Here is a 26,883-nt window from a genome sequence, read left to right as displayed (position 1 = left end):
TTTTTTAAGCCTAATTAAAAAATCAGTTTTTTATAATACAATATTAATTTCAATGAAACATACCTTAAACAGCCAGTCTTCGGACCTGGCCGGATTATATACTTTATCCCTCCGCATGGTAATCGGATGGACTTATTTTTCAGCTTTCTGGCGCAGACTTATCCTCGAAAATAAACTTATTCCCGATGAACAGGGATATATTGGGGAAAAATTCAATCATTTTTTACCGAATGCACTCGGAATAAAACCTATCATAGAATACCTGGTTACTCATCCTGATGCCTTACAGCGATCCATGATGATTTTTACTATTATTGAAGCCATTGTGGGATTGCTCATTATTCTTGGGTTATTCACCCGGCTCATGAGTATCGGCATCTTTAGTCTTGCCCTAGGGATACTATTGGGTTCTGGCTGGCTGGGAACAACTTGTCTTGATGAATGGCAGATAGGAGTCTTGGGAGTCGCTGGCGGATTTGTTCTGTTTCTTACAGGAAGCGGTCCTTATTCACTGGATTACTATTTCATGAAAAATAACAAAAGTTTCACGCAAAAAAAATGGTTCCAATGGTTGGGTTCAGGAAGTTTCCCTGTCTCACAACCAAAAATTTTCGTATTAGCAGGCTCGCTTATCATATTTGGTTTGACTCTTTTTACCAATCAGTATTTTCATGGAGGGGTATGGGGAACTCTGCATAATAAATCGGTAAAACCGAAACTGGAAATTTCAAATATTTCTCATAACAATTCGGATTTAAAATTTGAAGTGTACAGAACGGAAGGGGCTGATGTTTATGGTTCATTCCTTATAGGCATCCATATTCTGGACAAAAACGGAAATATTTTAAAAGCACTGGATCATCAACAACTTTCCAGATTGTCTAAAGAAAATATCCAGAATCATTATGTTACCAAAGTAAAACCAGGAAAGCACAGCTTGGTGATTCCCTTGGGAGCAAAGGCTGATATAACTTTGGATATTGACGATATTCTTCAGAAAAGTGAAATTCATGCACTGAAACTCATAGATATCAGTGGAATTGAATGGATTGAGAGTATTAAATAGATTAAAATTCAAGGTCCCGGATTCGGGGTGCAGGCTTTATGTTTTGGCTAAAGCCAATCCTTAATTTATAATGGTAAAAGCGGACTAAAGTCCGCTTTTACTAATATTTGAGTTCAAAATTCATTACAATAAGATCAATAGAATCAGCGAAATAGCTTATAAGAATCTTATTTTTCTGAAACCATAATATGATAGCAGCATGAACTGTCCGGATCAAGTTTGAGTACTTTCATTTCCAGTAAAACATCCAGCCCCATAGTATCGCAAACTCCTTGTAAAAAAGGTTTTATGACCGGCCATTTCAACAGACCGGCGATCTGCAGGCTCTGCGTGATTTTATGGTAACGGTCTACTCCTTTGATCAGCAGTTCACATTGGTGGTCATTTAATTCTTTGAATTCAAAATTATATTCGGGGCTGGATGTAAAAATTGCTCCTATCAGTATTTTGGCTACAGCCGGAATACCAGGCTGTAGATTAGGTTTTGTTTCAAGGTTTTTCAGTGTCATTCTTGATCCGAGATCATACATAAAAGTACTGGAAAGCTGGTCAATAGCGTCTGGTCCGTAAAGTCTGCCAATCTGTTTGAGCATGCCTCCATAAAAAGCTCCTGTAATATCTGACAAGCGCTGGGTAAGTTCTGTAAAGGTTCCGGGAAAGAAATCTGAAATAATCTGAGCCTGATTCATTTCAGGAAGATAGAGATCCTGTTTTCTGAAATCTGATAATGCCAGATAGGTTTCCGGCAAGTGTATTTGATTCATATTTAATATTTTGTAAGTATGTTGAGATCATGGTTTAGTTAAATTAATGAGACGAAAGGCAGTATTAAAAAAAACTTTCAGAAATAAGAACATTGTCTTTACTAGATATAAAAACAAAGTAAGAGACAGCGCTCAGTGAGTAATAGTAAAAACTGATATTCAGATAAAGTTCGGTACTCTAGTAGGGAATTCCCTTTTTGAAAAGGGTTTTAAGGGATGAGGGAATTTATTCATATTTTTTCATTTGTTCGCGTAAAGCTAGAAAAAATAATTAAACTCTCCAACAAGTGATATTATTTTTTGTTTAACAAAATTAAAACTGGAAGTGATTGTATTTTATTATTCTACGGCAGAAATAACAAAAAAAAACCTTCGAAAATATCGAAGGTTTTTAATTAAAATTTAGTGCATGGCTTCACTCAAATCTATTTTTTCTTTGCTCTTTCTTTCTTTTACGAGTAAGATAAACGGAATACATATAAGGAATACGATTCCGAGATAAAGAAATACGTCCATATAAGAGAGTACAGTGGCCTGTTTGGTTACTGATAAATCAAGCATTTTATAAGCGGCATTCATTGCGGCATCCGGAGTCATTCCTTTTGCTACAAAATTTGCTTTAAGAGCAGCTAGTCTCTGCTGAACTTCAAAGCTATTTTCGTCCAGGTGAGAAATCAGATTATTTCTGTATTTCTGACCGGCATTAGCAATAAAGGTTGTAATCGCTGCAATCCCGAAAGATCCACCAAGCTGTCTCATCATTCCGGTAAAGGCTGCTCCCTGACCAATTTCTTGCCCTTTCAATGTACTTAATGACAAAGAGGTAATTGGAATAAACAATAGTCCTAACCCTGCTCCTCTTACAATCAGCATCCAGAAGAATGCATCTTTACTGGTATCCGGGGTCAGAATTTTATATCCCCAGAAACTATAGACAAAGAAGATAAACAATCCTAATGAAACCAGAATCTGCTGTTTTGCTCCTTTTGCCAGTAATCTACCAATAATAGGCATCATGAAAGCTGTCGTTAAAGCTGCCGGAATCATCAAAGCTCCCGACTGAAGAGCCGTCCATCCTAAAATACTCTGGGTATACAGAGGAACAATAAACGTGGAACCATAAAGCCCAAATCCAAGCACGAATGACATCATAGTCCCGATTCTTAGATTACTATTTTTAAGTACCCTGAGCTCAACGATTGGGTATTTAAAGGTAAGTTCCCGCCAGAGGAATAATATAAATCCTAAGACACCCGCTACTGTAAATGCTACAATCATTCCACTGGCAAACCAGTCTTCTTCATGACCTCTCTCAAGAATGAACTGTAATGAGCCTACCGTCACTGCTAATAAAGCAATACCCAGCCAGTCAACATCCGAAACTTTACGTTTTTCTGCATATTTCGGACTTTTTACAAACTGCAGCGTCATTAAAGTGGCAGCAATTCCAATCGGAATATTAATATAGAAAATATATGGCCAGCTGAAGTTATCAACGATATACCCCCCAAGAGGCGGACCTAATGTAGGGCCGATAATTACTCCCAGACCATAAATAGCCTGAGCCATACTTCTTTTTTCAATCGGATAAGATTCCGTAATGATCGTTTGTGAAGTTACCAATAAGGCTCCCCCACCGATTCCCTGCATCAATCTGAAGAACACGAGTTCCCAGATATTGGTCGCATTTCCACATAAAAATGAAAATATGGTAAATATAATGATGGATGCCGCAAAGTAATTTCTACGCCCAAACTGCTGGGAAAGCCAGCTCGTCATTGGTACTATAATTACGTTACCAATGGCATAAGCCGTAATTACCCATCCCACTTCTGAAAGTGTAGATCCAAGATTCCCCTTCATTTCATTCAAGGCAACATTGACAATCGTGGAGTCTACAATTTCAAGAAGGGCACAAAGTATAGCCGTAATCGTAATGATTACTCTCCGCGCTCCATATTCTACTAATGAATCTTGCATAAGTTTTTATGATGTAAAAAATCAATGGCAAATTTTGCTTCGCAAGTGAATCGTAAATTGTAAAGCAGTCTATTTTAAACTGACTACCAGGCTAATTCACTATTGACAACGAAGTTCATCGACTTTCAACAATTTTAAATGTTATTTCAAAGCAACTTCTGCTTTCACGTTCATTCCTGTTCTTAATCTTTTTGAAATATTTTTGTCAAGATTTACAAAATCGATTTTTATAGGAAGTCTCTGAACTACTTTTACGAAGTTACCACTCGCATTATCCGGAGGAAGAATAGAGAAAGTAGCTCCTGTAGCCGGAGAGAATGAGCTTACCACTCCTTCAAACTCCTGATCAGGGAAAGCATCAATCTCGATTTTCACTTTCTGTCCTTCTACCATTTTATCTACCTGCGTTTCCTTAAAGTTGGCCACCACCCATTTCTGGTCGTTTTTTACCAAAGCAAACAATTGTGATCCTGCCTGCAGATACTGACCTGCCTGTGTAGACACTTTCCCTACATGGCCGTCTTCAGGCGCAAGGATTACGGTATAAGATAAGTTTAATTTTGCATTTTCTACATCCACTTCTCTTTGTTTAGCAACAGATCCGGCAACACTTATTTGTTGTGAACTTGCAGCCGTCTGAGAAGAAGCAATATGGGTTTGCTGAGCAATTTGATTTCTCTGATCAACTAAAACCTGTAACTGTCTGTCTGCAGATTGTTTTGCCGCTAAAGCCTGCTCATATTGCTGTTCTGTAATAGAATGGTCTTTTACAAGATTGGCATATCTCTTCAAATCCTGAGAAGTTTTCCAAACATTTACTTTTGCTGCTTCTATCTGAGCATTAGCAGTTACTACTGCTGCCTCCGAAGAACCGATATTTTTTGAAGTAGCCGTTGTGGTAGCTTCTGCATTTGAAATATTACTTCTAGCTGTAGATAATGCTGCCTGAGCCTGTTCAAGGGCCATTTTCTGATCTCTGTTATCCAAAATCACCAACGTATCTCCTTTCTTTACAAACTGGTTGTCTTTTACTTTTACCTGTGCAACATATCCTGAGATTTTAGAAATCACAGGTGACATATTAGAAGTGATCTGAGCATCGTCAGTTTCTTCATGATACTGTCCGTAAGTGAAGGCTTTGTAACCATAGATTCCTCCTCCGATTACTACTGCTGCTAAAATGATAGGAAAAACTAAACTTTTTTTCTTTTTAGGTTCAAGTACCTCTGTATTATTATTTTCCATTTTGGTTTCGATCTGATTATTTAATTGTTAAAGTTCCTGTTGTCTGTAATAGTTTTCTGTATGCCAGTGCAGCATCTGCCTTAGCATTGATCACCCCAACGTTGGCAGCAATCTGAGCCGCGTCTGCATCCAGTAATTCTGTCATTGTTGCAAGACCGTTATCGTATTTGTTTTTTGTAATTCTGTAATTTTCATTAGCCTGCTCAGCAGATTTTTCGAAAACAACAATTCTCTTTTTTGAATAGTCTGTATTCTGATATTCTCTGTTGACATCAAGTTTAATGTTGTCATTCAATAATTCATCCGTAGCTGCAAGCTGTTTTTCTCTCGCCTGCGACTGTCTTAATGAAGAATTTTCTTTCCATAAGTTGGATAAGTTATAAGAAACTCCAATTCCTACATTGATTGCATTGTAAACGGTAAGAAACTTAGGAATATCTGCGGCTACATAACCTCCGGTAAATGCAATAGAAGGAAGATTTTCTGCTTTTGCAGCTTTTGAACCTAATTCTGCAGCTTTTCTCTGTTGTACTAAAGCCTGTAGATCTTTACGGTTTTCTCTGGCTTCAGTCACATAAAAATCAACCGGCTTCACGTCTGAACCTTCTTCAATATAGTTCTGATCAATTTCTAGTTCTGTAGTTTCAGGGATACCTAATAACAGATCCATATTGATATTGGCGATATTGTAGTTGTTTTTCGCTTCCAACAGCTGAAGTTCGATATTCGAAGTCTGAAGATTTGCTTTTAATCTATCGTTTCTTGCGATCAAACCATTATTTTCCATTTTAAGGAATGTTTCATCTCTTTTTTGAGAAGCAGCAAGATTTTCTTCAAAAACTTTGATAGACTGATTGGCTTTAAATAAGTTGTTATAAGCCTGCGCAACATTATAAGCAATTGCAATTTTATCGTTCTCAGTGCTTAATTTAGATGCTTCCACTAAATATTTAGCCGACTGAATACCATATTTGATTCTTCCCCCGCTGTAGATGGGTACGCTAAGATTAGCGGATCCGTAAAGCACCTGATGTACTTCCGGACCGCCTGCTCCGCCTGAAAGACCTGGAAGTTTGATATCAACATTTGGTTTTATCGGAAGATACATATAGCTACCTGATACTTTCAATTCTGGTAACTGCCTGTTTTTAGCTTCCAAAAGATCAGCTGTAGCCTCTTCGATCTTGGCTGCATCGATCTTGAGATTCTTGCTGTTCTGGATTCCCAGCTGTACGGCTTCGTCAAGAGAAAGTGTTTTTTTCTCCTGAGCATTTGCATTTGCTATTCCTACGAATAGTGATAATGCAATCACTGAGTTATTTATTCTCTTCATAACCTAAAAGGTCTTTTAGTAAATATTTTATATGTTTATTAAGTTCTGTATAGTATTTTTCATCAAAAGTTTCCTCATCTTCTGTTTCATTCAGGAACTCTTTATACATTTCTTTAGCATTGAATGCATAAAATAAGGTTCCGCTTACGGTGGAATGAAGGAGATAAATAGGTGGATTTTTGGTGAAAATTCCATTTTTAAGACCGCTTTCCAATATTTGTGAATACATAGAAAGGAATCCCATTTTGGTTTGCTTCAAAAATTCTACAATCTGAGGATTCTTGGTATATACCTGCTCTCTCTGCATAATCCTGTAAAAGCATTTTTGAGTTCTTATCTTGTTAGAAAACTGATCAATTACTTTTTCAATCTTCTGCCATTCATTCATATCAGTTCTTTCTAAAATATCTTTTGAAAAAAACTGACCTTCAGTCATCCTGTATTCCACTAATTTCTCATAAAGTTTTTCCTTAGAGCCAAAATAATATGAGATCATAGAGATATTTACATTAGCCTCCTTTGCTATTTCCCGGGTGGAAGTCCCTTCGAATCCCTTTTCTGCAAAAAGCTTCTCGGCAGCGAATAATATATTTTCTTCTTTTGAAATCATGCTAGTGTTCATTTTTCAAGGCGCAAATTTACACAAGTTTTCATTCAAATCAAACGATTGATTGATTTTTTAATATAGATTTAATGTATTAGAAACAAAAGACGATTTCTATAATATGATATAAGAACGATAGGAAATCGTCTGTATAAGGAAATAACCCGTAATTATTTTGATATTTATTTAAAAATCCGAAAATGAATCAAAAAAATTGAATCATTTGTTATTTCAAAAATGGTGAATCATGAAAAAATATAAACAATAAACTCCGGTAGATGCCGGAGTTTATTTTATGTGCTTTTGTGAATATATCTTGATAGTTTTATCCCCAGATCGGTCCATACAATTTTAGGATTTCCGTTTCGGGTCAAATGCAGATCGGCTGTATTGATTTCTTCTAAAATATTTTCAATATTGGCACCACTGATAAATTTTGAAAACCCTGTCCAGTTGAATCCATTCACATTGATCTTTTTATATACCAAATTTTCGGACTGATAATTCTGAAGCAATGCTAATCTGAAGATTTCAGAACAGTAGTTCAGGAAGTTTTTCTGCTTTTCTCTGTTCCACCCTGCAATTTCCCTTGCCCAAACAATAATACTTCTCAGGTACTCTGGTTTCTTTTTTACCATAAAAGCATCTCTCACCCACTGTACAAAGAGCTTTTCAAATTCATTGGTTTTATCTCCAGAATTCAGCAGTTTTATAGCATCATTAAGATTCCCCTGTGCTTCATGAACAATTTCTCTCACTTTTTCTTCGGAAACAGAAAAGTTCTTTTTCAGATGGTTTTCAATATCTTCATCATGTATTCTCGGGATTTCTACAATCTGCGTTCTGGAAAGGATGGTAGGAAGAATATCATTGGAGCTTTCTGCGGTAAGGAGAATGACCGTTTTTGCAGGGGGTTCTTCTAAAAATTTCAAAAATTTGTTTGAAGCCGCGATATTCATTTTATCAGCTCTCCAGACAATGAGGATTTTGGTTCCTCCTTCAAAACTTTTCAAAGAAAACTTCTGATTCTGGTCATCAATCTCATCTGCTGAAATAAACAGCTGTTTGTTTTCTGATTCTAAAAAAGCAGTCCAGTCATCATAACTTGCATAAGGAGAAGCCATGATCATTTCTCTGAATTCATCAAATTTATTCTTGCTTAAAGAATTTTTATTGTCAGTAAAAACAGGAAAGCTGAAATGCAAATCCAGATGATTGAGGTGTTCTACTTTCGCTGCAGCATGTTCATTTTCACGATTGAGAATCTCTTTTGCATAAGCCAAAACCATAGGTAGTGTTCCGTATCCCTCTTTTCCTACAAAAAGTTGGGCATGGCTCACTCTGTTTTCGGCAATGCTTTCTCTAAGAAGTTTTTTCAGATTCGTCTGTCCGGCGATGTTCTCCCAATTCATGTTTCAAAGATAAAAAATCTTATTTCAATTTATAAAATTAAGTCTGCTTAAAATGTATAAAACTACAGATTACAAATTTCAAAAACGCATCATGCTGTTCTCTTATAGGAAATATCAATAATAAGATTAGAATAAAACTTAAAATTAAATTTTACACAATTTAATTTTAAGCAATAAATTTGCTGAGTAATTTTTTTTGTAAATTCATTACCATTTCACATCATTTTCAAATAATAAAAAATCATATACCAATGGATACAAACCTGGAACAAAAAATTAAAGGAATATTTCAACAGCAGAAAACCTTTTTCAGAACCAATCAGACTAAAGATATTGAATTCAGAAAAACACAGTTAAGAAAATTCCGTGAAGTTTTTTTACAACATACGGATGATCTTTGTGAAGCCTTATCTATTGATCTGGGGAAAAGTAGAAAGGAAGCAGAATACGTGGAAATTCAAATTGTCATCAGTGAACTGGATTATTTTCTGGAGAATATTGATGAGTGGGCAAAACCTACTCCTGTCCCATCAAAGCCGCATCCATCCGGAGCAGAAGTAGTGAGCAAAGTAATGTATGAACCTTATGGTGTCACTTATATTATTGGTCCCTTCAACTACCCTGTTCAGCTTACATTCAGCCCGCTTATTGGTGCTTTGGTTGCCGGAAATACAGCGATTCTAAAACCTTCTGAAAATACACCTCATGTTGCCAAAGTTCTTGAAGATATTGTAAAAGAGTCTTTTGATGAATCTTATGTAGCAGTCATTCAGGGAGCCATTGAAGAGAATACTTTATTATTAAGTCTTCCTTTTGATTATATTTTCTTTACAGGAAGTCCGAATGTTGGAAAAATTGTGATGAAAGCGGCTGCAGAGCAATTAATTCCACTGGCTTTGGAGCTTGGAGGTAAGTCACCCACTATTGTTCATAAAGATGCAGATTTGGATAAAGCAGTAGCAAGGATATCTTACGGAAAATGGATTAACTGCGGGCAAACATGCGTTGCTCCAGACTATATTTATATCCACGAATCTATAAAGGACGCCTTTATTGAGAAGTTTAAAGCTCATTTAAATACTACTTATGAAGGAAAGTCACTAGGAAAAATCGGGAAAATTGTAAGTCAAAATCAAATCAAACATCTGGCAGGTTATTTGGATGCAGCTCCTGAAAAAGTAATTTATGGAGGCGGCTATGATCTGGAAACCCGCCATTTTGAAGCTACTTTAATGGATAATATCACCTGGGATGATCAGGTGATGCAGCAGGAAATCTTCGGTCCTATCCTCCCTATTATGACCTATAATGACATTAATGAGGCCTTGGAAGAGATCAATAACCGCCCGAAACCACTGGCATTGTATGTTTTCACAGAAAATCAGGAATTTGCAGATTATGTTTTACATCATACTACAAGCGGAGATGCTGAAATCAACAGTACAATTATCCATGTAGGTTCACATTATTTGCCTTTTGGAGGTGTGGGAACTTCAGGAATGGGTAAATATCATGGTAAATTCAGCTTTGAAAGCTTTAGCCACAGCCGTTCGGTATTACAGGTAAAATAATATCTTAGCATAAACAAAGGCTGTTCAATATAGGACAGCCTTTTTTATATAACAGAATTGATATTTTAACTGATGAAAATTTGCATTTTTCTTTTAAAGAAAGCCCCTTAACAAACTTTAACCACATATAATTTTTACAATTCATTAATATTTAAGATATTTGCGCATTGTTTTAAAAATAAAGAATGAAAAAAATCTTTGTAGTATCATTCATATCAGTTGGATATTTTCTGAATGCACAGAGTCTAAGCAACTCACCTTATGCAACGTATGGAATTGGAGATGTGAAATATGATAATACGATCGAGACTACTTCTATGGGAGGTATATCAACTGCTTTTATAAGTGATTTCACCAGTAGTTTCAATTTTGCCAACCCGGCAAACAACGCCAATTTCGAACTTACGAGTATCAGATTGGAAGCTACCAATGAAAACAATTATTTCAAATCGAACTATAACGATATGAAATCTACAAAGCATTCTACGTATCTTTCTAATATTTCGTTGGCATTTCCGCTATCTCCAAAAGTAAAAATGGGGATCTCTTATCAGCCATACAGTTCTAAAAGTTACGATATCGTAAATGAACAATTGGCTGCAGACGGAACTCCTATGTACAAAAATAACTTTAAAGGAAGTGGAACGTTGAACGCTGCACAGGTTGCTGTTTCTTATAAAATTAATCAGGAACTTTCTGTAGGGGCAAGAGCAAACCTTTATTTTGGAGACCTTAATGACCTTAATGAATTCCGTGCTTATAACACTGCTACAGGCAGTTATGCCGGTGAATATGTTAATGGCTATCAAACTAAAAACAGAGTCAGAAACTTTAACTTTACACTGGGTACAAGTTACCAGACTTTAAATACCCGTACTGATAAGAAATTCACCTTAGGAGCTACTGCTACTTTTGGTAATACCAGCAACATGACGACTGAGTACGTCAACAGTACTTACAGATATTCTGATGTTCAGGAAACCAATAAGGTGTATGAAACAATCATAGACCAGCAGGAAACAAAATCTAAAAACCTTCTTCCATTCCAGGCATCCGTAGGGGTTGGATATGGAAGTGAAAACCATTGGTTCCTATCAGGACAGGTGGATTATAAAAAAGGAGAAGACATCGCTTATTTTGGTAAGACTTTCGACTTCCAGGATACTTACAGAGTTTCTGCTGGTGGATGGTATCTTCCTAACTACAATAACTTCAGAAACTATTTCTCAAGAGTAATCTACAGATATGGAGCTTTCTATGAAAGAGGAAATCTGAAACTGGAAGGGACAAGCATCAACAAATTCGGTATTTCTGCCGGAGTAATGCTTCCATTCAAAACAAGTAGTATCACAAGAATGAGTGGTCTTGAAATAGGACTGGAAGTAGGTAAAAGAGGAACTCTTAAAAATAACCTGATCAACCAGAACTTCGTCAACCTGAAAATAGGCTTTAACTTTGCTGATAAATGGTTCAGAAAGACTCTTTATAACTAGAATGAATTTTTCAAAAAAAATATCATATAAAAATATAGCATGCCTTTTTAGTTGTGCTATATTTTTTATATTGACATCCTGTGAAGAGGATCTTACCAAAAGAAACGGCAGCAAAAGCAAAAATTTTCCTTCGCAGATCATCAACAACGCAAATATTATACAGCGTGATTCCGGGTTCATCATGATGAAGGCTAAAGCGCCTATTATAGAAAAATATGAGCTTATTGACAGTCCTTATACTGTAGCTAGAAAAGGAATTGATATTGAGTTTTTTGACAAGAAGAAGCCAAAAACTCCCGGTACCATTAAAGCAAAATATGCTAAGTTCTATGACTATAAAAAGTTTTACGAAGCCAAAGGTGATGTAAGGATAAAAACCAATGAAGGGCAGAGATTTGCAATGCAGAGTATTTATTGGGATCAAAAAAAGAACAGAATCTATACTAAAGATACGGTATATGTTACCATGGAAGACGGCTCTACACTGGTAGGTGCCAATGGAATGACTGCAAAAGATGACTTTTCAGAATATACTTTTTATAACAACTCAGGAGATTTCAGTTCAAAAAGAATTTCTGAGAATAAAAAATAAATCCAAAAACAATGAAAGCTCTGGCTATTGGACTCATGTCTGGGACAAGTCTGGACGGTTTGGATATCTGTCTTGCTGAATTTGAAAAACAAGACCAATGGACCTTTCAGATCCTGAAAGCTGAGACAATTCCCTATTCTGAGGATTGGGAAAACAAACTTAGAAACTCTATCCACCTTTCTGCTCAAGACTTACTGGAACTGCACTCAGATTATGGTTTTTATCTCGGTCAGCAAGTAAAAGAATTTATTCATAAACATCAGCTTGAAAACATTAGCCTGATAGCATCTCACGGCCATACAGTTTTCCATCAACCTAAGCGAAAATTCACCCTTCAGATAGGTGATGGCAGAGCGATCAAACTTGAAACCGGATTACCCGTTATCTATGATTTCAGAAGCCAGGATGTCCTGATGAAAGGAAATGGAGCACCGCTGGTTCCCATAGGTGATGAATTGCTCTTTTCAAAGTACAGCGCCTGTTTAAATCTTGGTGGATTTTCCAATATTTCTTTACTCTCAGACGGAAAAAGAATCGCTTTCGATATAGCTCCGGTTAATATTGTATTGAATCATCTGGCACAACACATCAATAAAAGTTTTGATGAAAACGGAGAGCTTGCTCAAAAGGGAAAAATAAATGAAACTTTACTGAACGAACTTAATGCTTTAGATTTCTATCAGCATTCACACCCAAAATCTTTGGGAATAGAATGGTGTCATGAGCATATATTTCCGGCTCTTAAGAATATTGAAGTCTTAGATGCGCTGGCGACTTTTACAGAACACACCGCTCAGCAGATTGCCAATGTTATCAATAAAAACAATATAAAGGACATCCTCATCACTGGAGGAGGTGCTTACAATTCGTTTTTAATTGAAAAAATAAGATCAAAAACACATGCTGAAGTGATCATTCCTAAAAAAGAAATCATCGATTATAAGGAAGCCCTGATCTTCGCTTTTATGGGAGTTTTAAAAATAAATAATGAAATAAATGTCCTTTCTTCTGCTACAGGAAGCTCCTATGACCACTGTTCAGGAGTCATAGCATAATAAGAAACATCACATCAAAATAAAAAAACCTTCATTTTGAAGGTTTTTTTATTATTTATAGGCTTCGATTTTATCGGTAAGCGTATTGATAAAGTTCTGTAATGGTTTTTCTACCATCATTTTGATGAATGGGTTGAATTTCCCTTCAAATAACATCTGAACTTCAGTCTGATTATCACTGATTGGGTTTAAAGTTGCCGTTAAAGTGAAGTCCAAACTTGAACTTGCAGATCTTAAAACAGCTTTTTGGTCATCTACTTCATCTATTTTTAACGCGATTTCTGGCATTCCCTGTAATCCAAATTTAAATCCGTTATCTCTTGTTTCAAATTTTTGAAGACCATCCGGCATAAAATCTTTGTAATTTTCTGGCGATTTCAGCAACTCGGTAAGTTCTTTAGATGATTTATTGACAATAATCTTTCGTCCTTCTAAATTCATTTTTTATTTTTGTATTTAAATTCTTAACTATTACAAATGTATAAAGTTTTTGTCAACGAAAAAAAATTATTGATATCTAAGCATCCTGAAGAGCTTGAAAAAAAGCTTGGGTATGAAAATTATACAACTTTAGAGATCGCTTTGGATCTTCTGGAGAATACTTCTGTGCAGGAACTTAATGTATATGGAGAGAATTTGGATGAAATCTGGCAGGAATTCCAAAAGCTTTTCAGAATTATAGAAGCTGCAGGAGGTCTTGTGAATAATCCTGAAGGTAAAATTCTTTTTATTAAACGACTTGGTAAATGGGATCTTCCAAAGGGAAAGATGGAAAAAGGTGAATCCAGAGAAGAGTCTGCCGTAAGGGAAATAGAAGAGGAAACCGGACTGAGTGATGTTGAACTTGTAAGCTTCATCAATACCACCTACCATATCTATATTGAAAGAAATGGAGAGAAAATCCTAAAATGTACCCACTGGTTTGAAATGAACTTTGACGGAGAGGATACTTCCAAGCCACAAATAGAAGAAGGCATTACCGAGGTTGCCTGGAAAACGACCTCAGAAATTGAGCAGGAAGTTTTCCCAAGTACCTTCAAAAATATTATACTGATCGTACAGGAATTCTGGGATTTAAAGATTAAATAATACCAAACCCCCGAAATTAGAAGAGAGAACAGGTTTATTTTCTAACCTGTTCTCTCTTTTAATATTTTGAATGTTCTGAAATCTATACAAAATCGATCAGCTTCTCAAGAGCAATTCCTCTGGAACCTTTCAACAATATATTTTCAGACTGAATTTTATTCTGCTTTAGATACTCTATCAGCACTGTTGTATTTTCAAAAGCAAGATCTGAAGGATTAACTTCTTTAAAATGTTTCCCTACAGTGATAATTTCATTAAAATTAAGATCCTGAGCCAGTTTTAAGATGTTCTGATGCTCTTTCTCACTTTCATCACCCAATTCCAGCATATCCCCGATAATAATGGTTTTACGACCTTCAAAACTGATAAAGTTATTCAATGAAGCGGTCATAGAACTTGGGTTAGCATTATAAGTATCCAGCACCAAAGTCCTGCCCTCTTTTTTCACAACCTGCGATCTCATATTGGTAGGTGTATACAATTCCAGGGCGTGCTTTATCTTTTCAAAACTGATTCCGAAGTGAAGTCCTAAACTTGCAGCTGCACAAAGATTGGTGAAATTATATTCTCCTGTCAGTTTTGAAACAGCTTTTACTCCCTGATAAGTAAATCCTACAAAATGTTCTGCTGAAAAAGATTCAAAATTATAATCTGATGTCTCTTTTCCAAAAGTAATCTTAGGTGAATAGTTTTCAGTTTTTTCGGTCTGGATAGGATCATTTTCGTTAACAAGAATAGTTCTGTTATTATTTTTAAGATAATCATAAAGCTCAGACTTCCCTTTAATCACCCCTTCAAAGCCGCCGAATCCTTCTAAATGAGCCTTCCCAAAATTGGTAATGTATCCGAAATCAGGCTGAGCGATGGTACATAACAATTCAATTTCTTTTTGATGATTAGCACCCATTTCAATCACAGCCATTTCATGTTCAGGTTTAATGGAAAGGATTGTTAGAGGAACTCCGATGTGGTTATTCAGATTTCCAAATGTATACTGTACATTATATTTTTCTGAAAGAACAGCATGAATCAATTCTTTAGTAGTAGTTTTTCCATTGCTTCCTGTAAGCCCGATAAAAGGAATACTAAGTTTGCTTCTGTGGTAGAGAGACAGCTGTTGTAAAAACTCAAGGGTAGACGGAACATAGAAAATATTTTTATCTCTGTTTTCGAATTCCGGAAGTTCAACAATTACTGCCAAAGCACCATCATCGATGGCTTTTTCCGCTAAGGTAGCTGCATTGAAATTCTCACCGGAAAAGGCAAAGAAAATATCATTCTCTGCTATTTTTCTGCTATCAATAGTCACTTTTGCAGCCTGCAGAAATAAAGGATAAAACTGTTCTATATTCATTTGGAAATATCTATTTTTTTTAAGAAGTCACATGCAACCGCCAAATCTATACAAGTGTTTTTAGACTTTTTAGCCAAAGCGATTTCATGATTCAAAAATAAAAAAACCTTCCGAAAGTTCGGAAGGTTTTTTATAAGTATTTTTTGATAAATATTATCTTCTTGTTCTACCCTTATCATTAGTTCTAGAATCCTGTGCAACACGGAATCCTACCCAACCATAAGCTCTGTTTTGATTTTTATATCTTCTTTGTCCCGGATCCAGCCAATATGCTGTATCCTGCCAAGAACCTCCTTTTACAACTCTAACCTCGTTAGAAATTCCTGAAGTTCTATCTTTAGTATCTTTCTGTAATTTCACTCTACCAGTTCCATCTACAACAAAGCTTGTTTTAGGAGCGTTGTACATATCGAATCCGGCAGCAGAATCAGAAGCTCTGTAATATTCTAAAGAAGATTGTCTGTCACCATCTCTGTAGTTTCTGTAATCAGCGATAGTTTGTCTTTCAAATTGTCCAGGAAGTCCTTTATAAACTAATCTTCCGTCAGCCAAAGTATCATATTTGATAGTACCTTCGTCGATCATTTTATAAGTTCCGTCACCGTTTCTTACGATAGCCTGAGGCATATTTCCTCTATAGTAGTTGAAATCGCTGTAATCTTCGTCAATGATAGGTCTGTAAACATCGGCAGTCCATTCTGAAACGTTTCCGAACATTCCGTATACACCAAGATCGTTAGATGGATATTTTCTTACATCAGAAGTCTGTGCAGAACCATCGTTCTTCCATCCTGAGATACCTGAATAGTCACCTTTACCCATTTTGAAGTTTTCAAGAAACATTCCTCTGTCTCTTCCTTTGGTACCTCTTAATCTTTCGATTTCAGGTTTTTTACCCAGGTATTGGTTGTATTCTCTGGTTTTCGCCATACCAAGAGCTGCATATTCCCATTCTACTTCGGTAGGAAGTCTGAACTTCTGTACCATTGCAGAATTTGGAGCTCTGTTAGCGGCAAGCAATCTCTGGTTTGTGGTTTTCATACCAGTTTTTTGCTGCATTCTTTTTTCATTAATATATCCTTGCATTTCAGGATCATTCGATTTGAATTTATCCATGTTAAATGCAGTCCCTCCCTGGTTGTTGGATTCGTTGATATACAAATCTTTGGCAATAACACCAGACTGCATCAAAGCTTTTTCATTTGCTCTGTCTGTCAGCCACTCACAGTATCTGTTTGCCTGAGTCCAGGAAACTCCTACCACCGGATAGTAATCAAACTCCGGAGAACGCAGATAAGTTTCATTATAATCGTTTCTTGCTAATTTGTTGTCCCATAATAAGGTATCCGGCAATGCACCGTTATAGATTTCCTTAAAACTAGGATCACTTGGTGGGAATACATACTTCAACCATGTAAGGTATTCGCGGTATTCGTAGTTAGTAATTTCTGTTTCTCCGATGAAGAATGAACTTACCTGCATTCTGCGAGGTGTGTTATTCCAATCGTGCATAACATCATCTTTCACTAATCCCATCGTAAAAGTTCCACCTTCTACATATACCATTCCAGGCCACCCCTTCTGCTTTTGTTGCTTTCCTGCAAAAAACCAACCTTGTTTTTCGTTTGGTTTCCAACCCGTTTTACTGACAAATTTTTTGGTACCGCCACCTTTGCTGGTTCCTGATCCGCCACAACTGGTTAATGCAAGTGTAGAACTTAATGCTATTAATGAAAACAACTTTAGTTTTTTCATAGTCGATATAAATATTTTCAAAGTACAAAGAAAAAATAAATTATTCAATAAATCAAGTAAACATTTGATTTTTTTGAAAAACGTTAACAATTTAATTTTATTGTATCGCAATTTAATTCTAAAATTTTCATTTATTTTGTAATTTAGCAATTTCAATAGTAAACATGAGACGAAAAATTACGCTTTTATCTTTAATCGCTTTTGCATCAACACTTTACGCCCAAAGAAACACCATAGAATGGAATGGTTCGAAAATTCAGGATTTTGGCGACACAAAATTAAATCTTCCTAATTTTAAAAATGAGGGTTTTTCTTTCAGCCAAAATAATGTTTTTATAGTAACCAAACAAAAAATCGGAGAAAAGCAGCTGAAAATTTCAGACCTTGTCTGGGAAAGTGTTCCCACTCAGGATTTGTTTGAATTAGATAAAGGAAGACTTCCCGATTATGATGTGGCAGATGTTTCATATTATACTTTAGAAGGAGACAGCTATGCCAGTATCAGTATTGCTTTATTTAAAAATGTAAAAGGCCGTGTACAGAGATTATCTTCGTTTAATGTTTCAGAAGCCTCTTCATTTTTAAATACGACAGGGACTGTCAATAAAATAGGAACAACAGCCAACCCATTATCAAGTGGGAATTTCTACAAAATAAAGGTAGACAAGTCCGGAGTATTCAAAATCACTTCACAGTTTTTAAAAGATAACGGAATCAATCCTAGTTCTGTAAATCCTAAAAATTTCAGAATTTATGGAAACGGAGGGGTATTGCTTCCTGAATACAATCAGGATGCAAGATATGGAGCTTTGCAGGAGAATGCCATTCAGGTAGTAGGTGAAGATGACGGGGTATGGAATGATAATGATTATGCTCTTTTCTACGCTCAGGGTCCTGATGGATATAACCTTTATGACACTTCCAACGGAAATGGTTTCAAAAGAAAGGATACCCGATTCAGCGAAAGAAGTAATAATGTCAAAAATATATATGAAGATTTCTCTTATTATTATATCAACTTTGACAAAGGTTCGGGGAAAAGAGTTCCTACTGTTGACGGAACCCTTCCTGCCCAGATGATTACAAGGTATGACAATTACCAGGTGATCAACAAGGATCAGAAAAACCTGTTGAAAGTGGGGAGAACATGGGTGGAAGACACTCCTTTCAGTAATGAAAAAACAGTGACGCTTGCTACCAATTCACCAATACAGGCTGGTGATGTTATACGATACAGAACTCAGGTGGTAGCATATAATTCTCAACAGAATACGATTGATTTTAAGATCAACAATTTAAATCCGCACCCACTGCAAGTTATCCCTACGGATACTTCATCTTATCAGTATACCTTCTATCCTGTAACCTATTCTGGAACGCTTACCAATCTTACCGGAAATCAGATTACAATGGTTTATAATCCTGATATTTCTAAAAACCCTAACGGAACTTTCTATTTTGACTATGTAGAAGTACAGTATAAAGAAAATCTGGCTTTCAATGGTTCTCAGATGAACTTCAGGGATTATTCAATTGTAAGTGGAAGTAATACAGATTACGGTTTCAGCATTACCAATGCTGCCAATATAGAACAGGTATGGGATGTAACGGATATTACCAATGCGAGCCGAAGAGTGAATAAAGCCGGAGCCGGCTCTTTCAACTTTGCTTACACAGCTGCTGACCAGAATTTCAATAATGAATTTGTGGCGTTCCGTGCTGATGCAGCTTTCAGTCCACAGTTTGTAGGAAGAATTTCCAACCAAAATCTTTCTGCTCTGCAAAATATCGATTACCTGATTCTTACGGTTCCTGAAATGATGGGGCAGGCACAGAGACTTGCCAGCTATCATCAGACCGCACATAATTATAAAGTGGAAATTGTAGACGTCAACAAAATCTATGAAGAATATGGCAGCGGAAGTAAAGACCTGACGGCTGTAAGAGATTTTGTCAGCAAGCTTAATACTCCTCTTGGCAGACTTCAATATGTATTTATTCTGGGCGATGCTTCATTTGATTATAAAAACAGAGTTCCCAATAATACAAACGTTGTTGCCAGCTATCAGAGTGAGCAGTCTTCAGATTATGTATCCTCATTTGTAACGGATGATTATATTGTAATGACCAAGCCGCAGAATACCTTATTAATTGAAAACAATTTACCGGATCTGCCTGTGGGAAGAATTCCAGCTGCAAATGCCAGTGAAGCCGGAAATATGATCAATAAAACGCTGGCTTACTACAACTCTCTTCAGGGGCAGTCCACTCCTTTCGGGGACTGGCGTATGAGACTTGATTTCGTTGTGGATGATAATAACGAAGGAGGAAGTCCTTTTCATAATGTAATGGACAACAGTCTGGCTAGTATATTTGAACAACCTAATCAGCTTGAACTGAAAGAATACAACGTTAAAAAATTATATATGGATGCCTTTACCGCTCAGAGTACATCTGGAGGACGAAGATATCCGCAGGTAAATCAGGCTATTTCCAATGCTATCGGAAACAGTTTGTATCTGTTCTATTTCGGACACGGGGGAATCAACGGCTGGGCACAGGAAAGAGTATTAACAAGTACTGAGGTTCAGAATGCCAATAACTTTTCTAATGTATACAGCAGGTTTCCGTTTGTCTCTACCATCACATGTGAATTTACACTTTGGGACGAGCCGGCAACAAACTCTGTAGGAGAACAGTTTATCAAAATGAAACAGGGAGGTGCATCCACAATGATTACTTCCAGCCGTGCTATTGGTGTAGATTACGGACGTGATTTCACGAATACATTTACCCAGAATATTTTTAAACTAACCAATGACGATTTCAATACATTAGGAAACGCCCATTTATTAGCTAAAAAACAAAAGGGTCCAAACAATAACCATTTAAAAGTAAACTTCCTGGGTGACCCTGCTATGAAATTAAGCAGACCACAAAGACTTCTTACCATTGATAACATTGAAACTCCTGTTCCGGGACTGATCAGAGGTTTGGATTTTGTGAAGATAAAAGGACGTATCAATAATACGAATGGAACCCTGAACACTACCTTCAACGGAAAAGTCAGCATCAATATTTTTGATAAGAGATTAAATAAGAAAACATTAAATAACAACGGAGTTCTTACTCCTATATTAGATTATACAGAGGAAGGAAGTGCTATTGTAAAAGCTGCCGGAACTGCTGTAAACGGTATATTCACTGCAGAATTCTATGTGCCTAAAGATATCAACTATGCAGTAGGCCAGGGAAGAATCTTAGCTTACGCAGATAACAAGGCAACAGATGTTTTCAACAATCAGGCAGTACAGGTAGGTGACATCAATCCTAATGGGGTTAATGACAGCCAGCCTCCAAAAGTAAAGTTGTATATGAATAACACCAACTTTGCAGATGGTGGAATTACCAACCAGAACCCAATGCTTCTTGCTTGTCTTACGGATGACACAGGAATCAATTCCACAGGATCAGGGGTAGGTCACGATATTACAACATATCTGGACGGGCAGATTATCAATACCGTTGTTTTAAACGATTTTTACGCTGCCGGAGAAGGAAACGGATGTTTAAATCCAGGTCTTGCTGACTACCAAAAAGGAAATGTAACCTATCCTTTCAGAAATTTAGCCATTGGACAACACCAATTGACATTTAAAGTTTGGGATATAAACAATAATTCTACATCTGCTACGTTAAATTTTGAAGTTAAAGATGAAGCTGACCAGCACCTGATTATCAACCGTCCGCTGAACTGGCCAAATCCATTTACTAATAAAACTTATATTCAGTTTGAACACAATTGTGATGATATTCTGGATGTGAACGTCCAAATTTATACAATAACGGGAAGATTGGTAAGAACTTTATCACAACCGGTAGTCGCAGAACCGTTCCTACAGGGCTTTAGAACCCCTCGTCAGGCAATAGAATGGGACGGAAGAGATGATTTTGGGTCAACAGTAGCAAAAGGTACGTATATTTTTAAGATATTTGCAAAAAGTCAAAATCAAGAAAAATGCAAAGGAAGTGCTACAGCTGTAGAAAAAATGGTACTTTTGAAATAATTAAATAATACATAGACAATAATATTAATAAAAAACTGATAATATATAAAAGACAACATATGAATTTAACTACTAAACTGCTTTTAGGATTTGGTTTGAGTGCTGGTTTTTTAGGCTATTCGCAAGATTTAGGTAAAGTAAACCCTGTTCTTACCGGAGCTCCTTTCCTAAGAATTGCGCCTGATGCGAGATCAGGAGGTATGGGAGATCAAGGGGTGGTAACCTCTCCCGATGCATTTTCACAATTCTGGAATGCGGCTAAATATCCTTTCAGCAGAACAAGTTCTTCCGTAGGTCTTAACTATACGCCTTACATGGGAAAACTTACCAATGATGTATTCTTATTATATGCTTCGTTTCATAAGTTTCTGGGGCAGGAAGAGAGATCTACAATCTCTGCAAGTATCTATTATTTCAACATGGGACAGGTAGACCTGACTCAGTTGGTAGGTACAGAAATTGCATCAATGGGTACATCAAAACCAAACGAATTCTCAATTGACGTTGCTTATGCTTTGAAGCTTTCTGATTCGTTCTCTGGTGCTGTTACCGGTAGATTTATCCGTTCAGACTTAGCCGGAGGGTTCAACACAGACACTACACTTAAAGCGGCAAACAGTTTCGCGGTAGACGTTTCAGCATACTATACCTCTCCAAGATTCTCCAGTATCGGAGGGTATGATGGTAAAGTGAATGCAGGTTTAGCGATTCAAAACGTAGGTCCAAAACTGGATTATACAGGAAATGAAGAGTCAAGATCTTATCTTCCTACAATGGCAAGATTAGGGGTTGGGTATGACATGTACCTGGATGATATGAACAGAGTTGGAATTTCTGTGGAAGGTTCAAAACTTTTGGTTCCTGGATCTGAGTATGCAGGAATTGATCCGAATACAAGACAGCCTATTTATCAAATTCCGAATGTAGGACCAATGGCTGGTATCGGAAAATCTTTCAAGAACAAAAACAGTATCATGTACAGTGGTGCTTTAGAATATTCTTATGACAATGCATTTTCTGTAAGAGGAGGTTACTTCCATGAAAGTGAAGAGCAGGGAGCCAGACAGTTTGCTACGGCAGGTGTTGGTTTAAGATACCGTTCTTTCGGATTGGATCTTTCTTACCTGATCAATATGTCTAAAATTAACAGTGCATTGGATAACACACTTCGTTTCGGTCTTACCTGGAACATTGGAGAGGAAACATCCAACAACGATCGTTAAAAAAAACTACAGCTATATAAAAAAGCCTCATACATTGTAATGAGGCTTTTTTTATGGGTAATTATCAATACGGCAATCCGCTCCGCTTGTCAATTTCTTTTACATACTACAAAAAATTCACCATTCACTTTGCAAAGCAAAAATTCACTATTGACCTTTAAATAATGTAATGGTATAATCAAGAAGCCTTCCGTCTCCATAATCTCCATGTCCGGGAACTACGATTTTCACATTAGGATATTCTTTTTTTACTTTTTCAACAGTCCCCGGCCAGGCGGCAACATTGGCATCTCCTAAATATCCTTTACCAGCCTCAAGCTCTTTCAGCAAACAGCCTCCAAACAGAATATTTTCACTCGGAAAATATCCAACAGTATTATCTTTTGTATGGCCTTCTCCAAAATACTTTGCAATAATAGCTTTATCCCCCACTTTCAAAATAACAGAATCATTAAAACTGTTTTCAGGAACAACGAAATTATTTTCTTTGGCTAATTCAATTGTTTTAACATATGAATAAGAAGGAATTTTATTTTTATGGAATGCCAGCAATCCTCCTAGACTGTCATCATGAAAATGAGTCGGAACTACTGCATTGATTTTAGCATGAAGTCTTTCATTGATCCATTGTATGAGTTCTTCAGAACTTTTGTCATTAGTGGGGGTATCAAAAACAATCGTTTCATTATTATCTTTTACAATGAGTCCATTACACGGCACATTTCCGAAATCATCCGTCTTTTTAAAGGAAGTATGGATAAAGGCGTTTTCTGAAATCTGGGTAATAATCAGACTATTGGATTTATAAATTTCTTTAGCCTTAAAGTAATCCTTCTTCTGTGAACCACAACTTAGAATGAAAAAAGAAAAGAATATGGCGAAAATATTTTTAATGGTGTCTTTCATGAAGCTGTTTTTTAAGAGTTCAGATAAGCTAAGGTAAGAATTCGTAGAACAAGATATGTTAGCTGTTGTGTTAAAAGTAAATAGTCAATGGTCAATTCGCTCCGCTTGTCAATTTCTTTTATATACTACAACCATTCACTTTACGAAGCAAAAATTCACTGTCGAAATATATTTCGTCAACCCGCAATTATCAATGGGGTTGGTTGTCAGTTTATTTTAAATAGCATAAAGCCCCATTTTAAAAAAATATAATATTTAAGTTTATAAAAGTCTCTTTTTTATGGCGATTTTCTTAAATTCAATATCTATTTTTGTAGTATGAACTATTCGGCGGAATTAAAAAAATTTGTAACCAGTCAGTATGTATATTCTGCTATCAGAATTACATTAGCTACAGTTCTGCCTTGTTTAGTCCTCGCCCACTTCGGAATTTTAAAAGAATATTTTCTTTTTCCTCTCGGAACCAGCTTTGTAGCTCTTACAGATCAGCCCGGTCCTTTTATCAGAAGAAGAAATGCCCTTACTTTTGCGATCTTTTGTTTTGTTTTTGTAGCACTTATTGCAAGTCTTGTGATGAGTATCAAAGTACTGGTCCTCCTGGAGATCATCGTATTTGGGATGTTTTTCTCGCTGATAGGAGTGTATGGTCAGAGATTGGCAGCAGTAGGTTCACTATCTCTCGTTGTACTCGCCATCTTTATTGATGGCCATCTTACGGGAAGTAATATCTTCAAAAGTCTGCTGATTTTTGCTTCAGGCTGTATATGGTTTTTGCTCATATTCCTTATTGTAACAACAATTCGTCCCTATAAACTGGCAAGCCAGATGATTGGAGAAAATTATCTCCAGCTGGCTGAGTTTTTAAAGATTAAAGCCAATTATTATCAGAAAAATCCGGATTTTAACAAACTCACTACTCAGGTTATTGCCAAGCAGATTGAAATAAAAAACCTGCAGGAAGACACCCGAGAAACTGTTTTTAAAACAAGAACCATCGTCAATGAATCTACTACTACAAGTCGTTTATTGATGCTGATGTTTTTGAATTCCATGGACCTTCATGAGAAGCTGATGACTTCTGAAAGTGATTATCAGAAACTTCAGCAGAGTTTTGAGGACAGTATGATCCTTGTTAATATTCATGATTATCTTAATCTTTTGGCAGAAGAGATTACCAACATCGGAATCGCACTTCAAAGTGGTACCAGAGCAAAGCCAATGGCGAATCTGGAACTGGAATTAAAGAATTTAAATTATAATTATTTCGAACTCAGAAATAAACAGCTCTCTCCTGATAACCTGGAAAATTTCATGATCCTGCGTCAGATCCTGATGCGTATCTATGAAATCACCAAAGAAATCAACGAGATCTATAAAGTATTTTCTCAGAATATAAAACTGGCAAAGAGTTTATCTACGGGATTGGACCTTAAAAAATTCATGCCTAATGAGCCCAAACTCAATGCTAAGGTTTTAAGGAATAATATTTCATTTTCCTCTTCCCATTTCCGCCATGCAATAAGAATTACAACAGCTTTACTGCTGGGGTATATTTTCTCGATGTTTGATCTTCTTGGACTGGGGCATACGTATTGGATATTAATTACCATTACTGCCATTTTAAAACCGGCCTATTCTATTACAAAACAGAGAAACCTTCTCCGTCTCTATGGAACAATTGCAGGAGCCAGCATTGCTTATGCCATTCTGCATTTTGTACATATTAACGGTGTTTTATTCGCTATTCTGCTTATCAGTATGATTATGTGTTTCAGTTTCCTGAAAGGGCGGTATTTCTGGGCGGTACTATTCATGACGATTTATGTTTTCCTGAGTTTTAATTTTTTAAATCCCGGGAAAATCAATATCATTTTTAAAGACAGAATTTTTGATACAGCAATTGCGGGAATCATTGCTTTTGCAGTGTCTTATATTGTACTGCCTGTTTGGGAACATACACAAAACCTGGATCTGATGAAAAAGTCTGCAGCAGACAACCTTATCTATTTCCAAAGTGTGATTTCAAAGTTTTTACATGGAAATTTTGATCTTGAAGATTATAAGGTAAAACGAAAAAATGCGATCATTTCCTTAGCCAACCTTTCCGACAATTTCCAGAGGATGATTTCGGATCCTAAAAATCAGCAGAAAAAACTGGAAGTCGTTCACCAGTTTGTGGCAACATCACACCTGATCACAGCCTATACCGCCTCTCTTTCTCAATATTCCAAAAGTAATGAACAATATCCAGAAATAGATGCTGAAAGCTGGAGCCGAAAGATTGAAGCAGAAATGCAGCAAACCTCTACCCTTCTCAATGGGAATGACATCAATGAAACGCTGAAAATGGAAAGCCGTCTTGAGCCGGAAGATTCATCCATTGAAGATATGCTTCTAAAAAGAAAAACGGAGATTGAGGAAAATGATATTGTCGACAGAAGAGATCCTGATAAAATATCCCATTTAACGGAGCTTAAAAACATCCATGATATTTTGGAACTGATCTATGATGTAGCAAAAGAACAGAGAAAAGTCATCGAAAAATACAAGAACGAGACAGATCCTACTCCTCCACAATCGTAAAGCAGTAGTCGTCGAAAAATTCTACCCTCGCCTTGAATTCATCTGAAAACTGCTCGTCATAGACCCTGCAGCTTATTTTATGAAGATGTTTCAGTTCAAAAGGCTTCACTTCATAATTTTTCTTTAAAGACCAGTATTTGGAGTGGTGAATTTTGTACATACTTTCTTTTACACTCCATATAATCGTATAAAAAGTATCTGCTTTATCTTCAGGAATAAATCCACGCTCATTTTCATAGGTAAATTTATCGATCACCCTTAAAATCTTTGGGTTGAACTTTTCAACATCAATTCCTATTTTATTTTTAGAAATAGCAATAGCGGCAAAAGGAAAAGAGTGCGTAATAGAAATTTCCGCATCATTGGGAGAAAGAAAAGGTTCTCTTTCTTTATATAAGATCTTAGAATTGGGCTTTAATCCTTTCAGGAGCTTACGCACCATCAGGACTTCCAATAATTTTTTGGGATGATAATCTTTTACCTTCTCAGCATTTTCTGGTTCCAGAAGTTGATGGATATCCAGTTCTTCACTTTCATCATACTTCCAAACAAGGATGGTGGCATTATCATCTGAAAAATCTCGGTAAAGGGGCATTCTTTTTTTATTGGGTAAAAATAGTGAAAAGATGTGGAAGTTAAAAGGAATGGGAGATGGATGCAGAAAGATGGAAGTTACTTGCAGCCAGTACAATAACTTTAGTTTTAACTGAAAAGAGAATCTATTTATGAAAAAACAGAACTTTCTTAGCTTAATTTTTATAATCTTCCATCTTCCCGCTCCCTCTTCCTTT

The 26,883-nt window shown here is 36.4% G+C and carries 20 protein-coding genes; 9 read left to right on the top strand and 11 right to left on the bottom strand.

Going from position 1 to position 26,883, the window contains the following annotated elements; genetic code table 11:
• The first annotated feature begins 52 nt into the window (after nt 1–52).
• Nucleotides 53–1,066, top strand: coding sequence for a TQO small subunit DoxD (locus GFU89_RS10465; protein WP_318847073.1), 1,014 nt, complete (start codon nt 53–55; stop codon nt 1,064–1,066).
• A gap of 167 nt (nt 1,067–1,233) precedes the next feature.
• Here GFU89_RS10465 and GFU89_RS10460 read toward each other — a convergent pair whose 3' ends face one another.
• The 6 genes from GFU89_RS10460 to GFU89_RS10435 form a co-directional block, all read right to left on the bottom strand.
• Complete coding sequence (locus tag GFU89_RS10460) at nt 1,234–1,830, bottom strand: hypothetical protein (protein WP_318847072.1); 597 nt, start codon at nt 1,828–1,830, stop codon at nt 1,234–1,236.
• 402 nt (nt 1,831–2,232) lie between these two features.
• Nucleotides 2,233–3,810 (bottom strand): DHA2 family efflux MFS transporter permease subunit, encoded by a 1,578-nt coding sequence (locus GFU89_RS10455; protein ID WP_318847071.1) that lies wholly within the window; start codon nt 3,808–3,810, stop codon nt 2,233–2,235.
• A gap of 141 nt (nt 3,811–3,951) precedes the next feature.
• Complete coding sequence (locus GFU89_RS10450; protein WP_318847070.1) at nt 3,952–5,055, bottom strand: HlyD family secretion protein; 1,104 nt, start codon at nt 5,053–5,055, stop codon at nt 3,952–3,954.
• Nucleotides 5,056–5,071: 16 nt separating this feature from the next.
• A complete protein-coding gene (locus GFU89_RS10445) occupies nt 5,072–6,388 on the bottom strand; it encodes a TolC family protein (RefSeq protein ID WP_318847069.1) in 1,317 nt (438 codons plus the stop codon).
• The gene (locus tag GFU89_RS10440) at nt 6,372–6,998 is read right to left on the bottom strand and encodes a TetR/AcrR family transcriptional regulator (protein ID WP_318847068.1); all 627 of its coding nucleotides are present in this window, start codon (nt 6,996–6,998) and stop codon (nt 6,372–6,374) included. The genes GFU89_RS10445 and GFU89_RS10440 overlap by 17 nt, the downstream gene beginning before the upstream one ends.
• A 287-nt stretch (nt 6,999–7,285) precedes the next feature.
• Nucleotides 7,286–8,404, bottom strand: coding sequence for a DNA polymerase III subunit delta' (locus GFU89_RS10435; protein WP_318847067.1), 1,119 nt, complete (start codon nt 8,402–8,404; stop codon nt 7,286–7,288).
• Nucleotides 8,405–8,655: 251 nt separating this feature from the next.
• On the opposite strand from GFU89_RS10435, the gene mdlD reads away from it, so the two are divergent.
• The 4 genes from mdlD (at nt 8,656) to GFU89_RS10415 (ending at nt 13,115) form a co-directional block, all read left to right on the top strand.
• Nucleotides 8,656–9,975, top strand: coding sequence for an NAD(P)-dependent benzaldehyde dehydrogenase MdlD (mdlD, locus tag GFU89_RS10430; RefSeq protein WP_318847066.1), 1,320 nt, complete (start codon nt 8,656–8,658; stop codon nt 9,973–9,975).
• 185 nt (nt 9,976–10,160) lie between these two features.
• A complete protein-coding gene (locus tag GFU89_RS10425) occupies nt 10,161–11,468 on the top strand; it encodes a hypothetical protein (protein WP_318847065.1) in 1,308 nt (435 codons plus the stop codon).
• Between the two features lies 1 nt (nt 11,469).
• Nucleotides 11,470–12,060 carry an LPS export ABC transporter periplasmic protein LptC gene (gene lptC, locus GFU89_RS10420; RefSeq protein WP_318847064.1) on the top strand — a complete coding sequence of 197 codons (591 nt, stop codon included), beginning with the start codon at nt 11,470–11,472 and terminating at the stop codon, nt 12,058–12,060.
• Between the two features lie 11 nt (nt 12,061–12,071).
• The gene (locus GFU89_RS10415) at nt 12,072–13,115 is read left to right on the top strand and encodes an anhydro-N-acetylmuramic acid kinase (RefSeq protein WP_318847063.1); all 1,044 of its coding nucleotides are present in this window, start codon (nt 12,072–12,074) and stop codon (nt 13,113–13,115) included.
• A 51-nt stretch (nt 13,116–13,166) separates the two neighbouring features.
• Here GFU89_RS10415 and GFU89_RS10410 read toward each other — a convergent pair whose 3' ends face one another.
• Nucleotides 13,167–13,556, bottom strand: coding sequence for an SRPBCC family protein (locus tag GFU89_RS10410; protein ID WP_318847062.1), 390 nt, complete (start codon nt 13,554–13,556; stop codon nt 13,167–13,169).
• Between the two features lie 36 nt (nt 13,557–13,592).
• Between GFU89_RS10410 and GFU89_RS10405 the strand changes: the two genes are divergently transcribed.
• Nucleotides 13,593–14,204 carry an NUDIX hydrolase gene (locus GFU89_RS10405; protein ID WP_318847061.1) on the top strand — a complete coding sequence of 204 codons (612 nt, stop codon included), beginning with the start codon at nt 13,593–13,595 and terminating at the stop codon, nt 14,202–14,204.
• 82 nt (nt 14,205–14,286) lie between these two features.
• On the opposite strand, the gene GFU89_RS10400 is transcribed toward GFU89_RS10405, so the two are convergent.
• Entirely contained in the window at nt 14,287–15,558 is a 1,272-nt protein-coding gene (locus GFU89_RS10400; RefSeq protein ID WP_318847060.1) for a UDP-N-acetylmuramoyl-tripeptide--D-alanyl-D-alanine ligase, read from the bottom strand.
• Between the two features lie 153 nt (nt 15,559–15,711).
• Nucleotides 15,712–17,313, bottom strand: coding sequence for a gliding motility lipoprotein GldJ (gldJ, locus tag GFU89_RS10395; protein ID WP_318847059.1), 1,602 nt, complete (start codon nt 17,311–17,313; stop codon nt 15,712–15,714).
• A gap of 164 nt (nt 17,314–17,477) precedes the next feature.
• Here gldJ and porU point away from each other — a divergent pair, with 164 nt between their 5' ends.
• Both porU and porV read left to right on the top strand, forming a co-directional pair.
• Entirely contained in the window at nt 17,478–21,380 is a 3,903-nt protein-coding gene (gene porU / locus GFU89_RS10390; protein ID WP_318847058.1) for a type IX secretion system sortase PorU, read from the top strand.
• Nucleotides 21,381–21,439: 59 nt separating this feature from the next.
• Entirely contained in the window at nt 21,440–22,603 is a 1,164-nt protein-coding gene (porV, locus tag GFU89_RS10385) for a type IX secretion system outer membrane channel protein PorV (RefSeq protein ID WP_047378455.1), read from the top strand.
• Nucleotides 22,604–22,750: 147 nt separating this feature from the next.
• Here porV and blaCHM read toward each other — a convergent pair whose 3' ends face one another.
• Nucleotides 22,751–23,509, bottom strand: a complete 759-nt coding sequence (blaCHM, locus tag GFU89_RS10380) for a CHM family subclass B1 metallo-beta-lactamase (protein ID WP_318847057.1) — start codon at nt 23,507–23,509, stop codon at nt 22,751–22,753.
• Nucleotides 23,510–23,827: 318 nt separating this feature from the next.
• On the opposite strand from blaCHM, the gene GFU89_RS10375 reads away from it, so the two are divergent.
• Entirely contained in the window at nt 23,828–26,092 is a 2,265-nt protein-coding gene (locus GFU89_RS10375) for an FUSC family protein (RefSeq protein WP_318847056.1), read from the top strand.
• On the opposite strand, the gene GFU89_RS10370 is transcribed toward GFU89_RS10375, so the two are convergent.
• Nucleotides 26,073–26,687, bottom strand: a complete 615-nt coding sequence (locus tag GFU89_RS10370; RefSeq protein WP_318847055.1) for a 4'-phosphopantetheinyl transferase superfamily protein — start codon at nt 26,685–26,687, stop codon at nt 26,073–26,075. The two genes, GFU89_RS10375 and GFU89_RS10370, sit on opposite strands and share 20 nt — an antisense overlap.
• Between the last annotated feature and the right edge of the window lie 196 nt (nt 26,688–26,883).

It is taken from the genome of Chryseobacterium sp. JV558, assembly GCF_033712365.1.
Taxonomy (GTDB): domain Bacteria; phylum Bacteroidota; class Bacteroidia; order Flavobacteriales; family Weeksellaceae; genus Chryseobacterium.
Note: the sequence above shows the minus strand (reverse complement) of the source record. Positions and strands in the feature narration are given on the sequence as shown.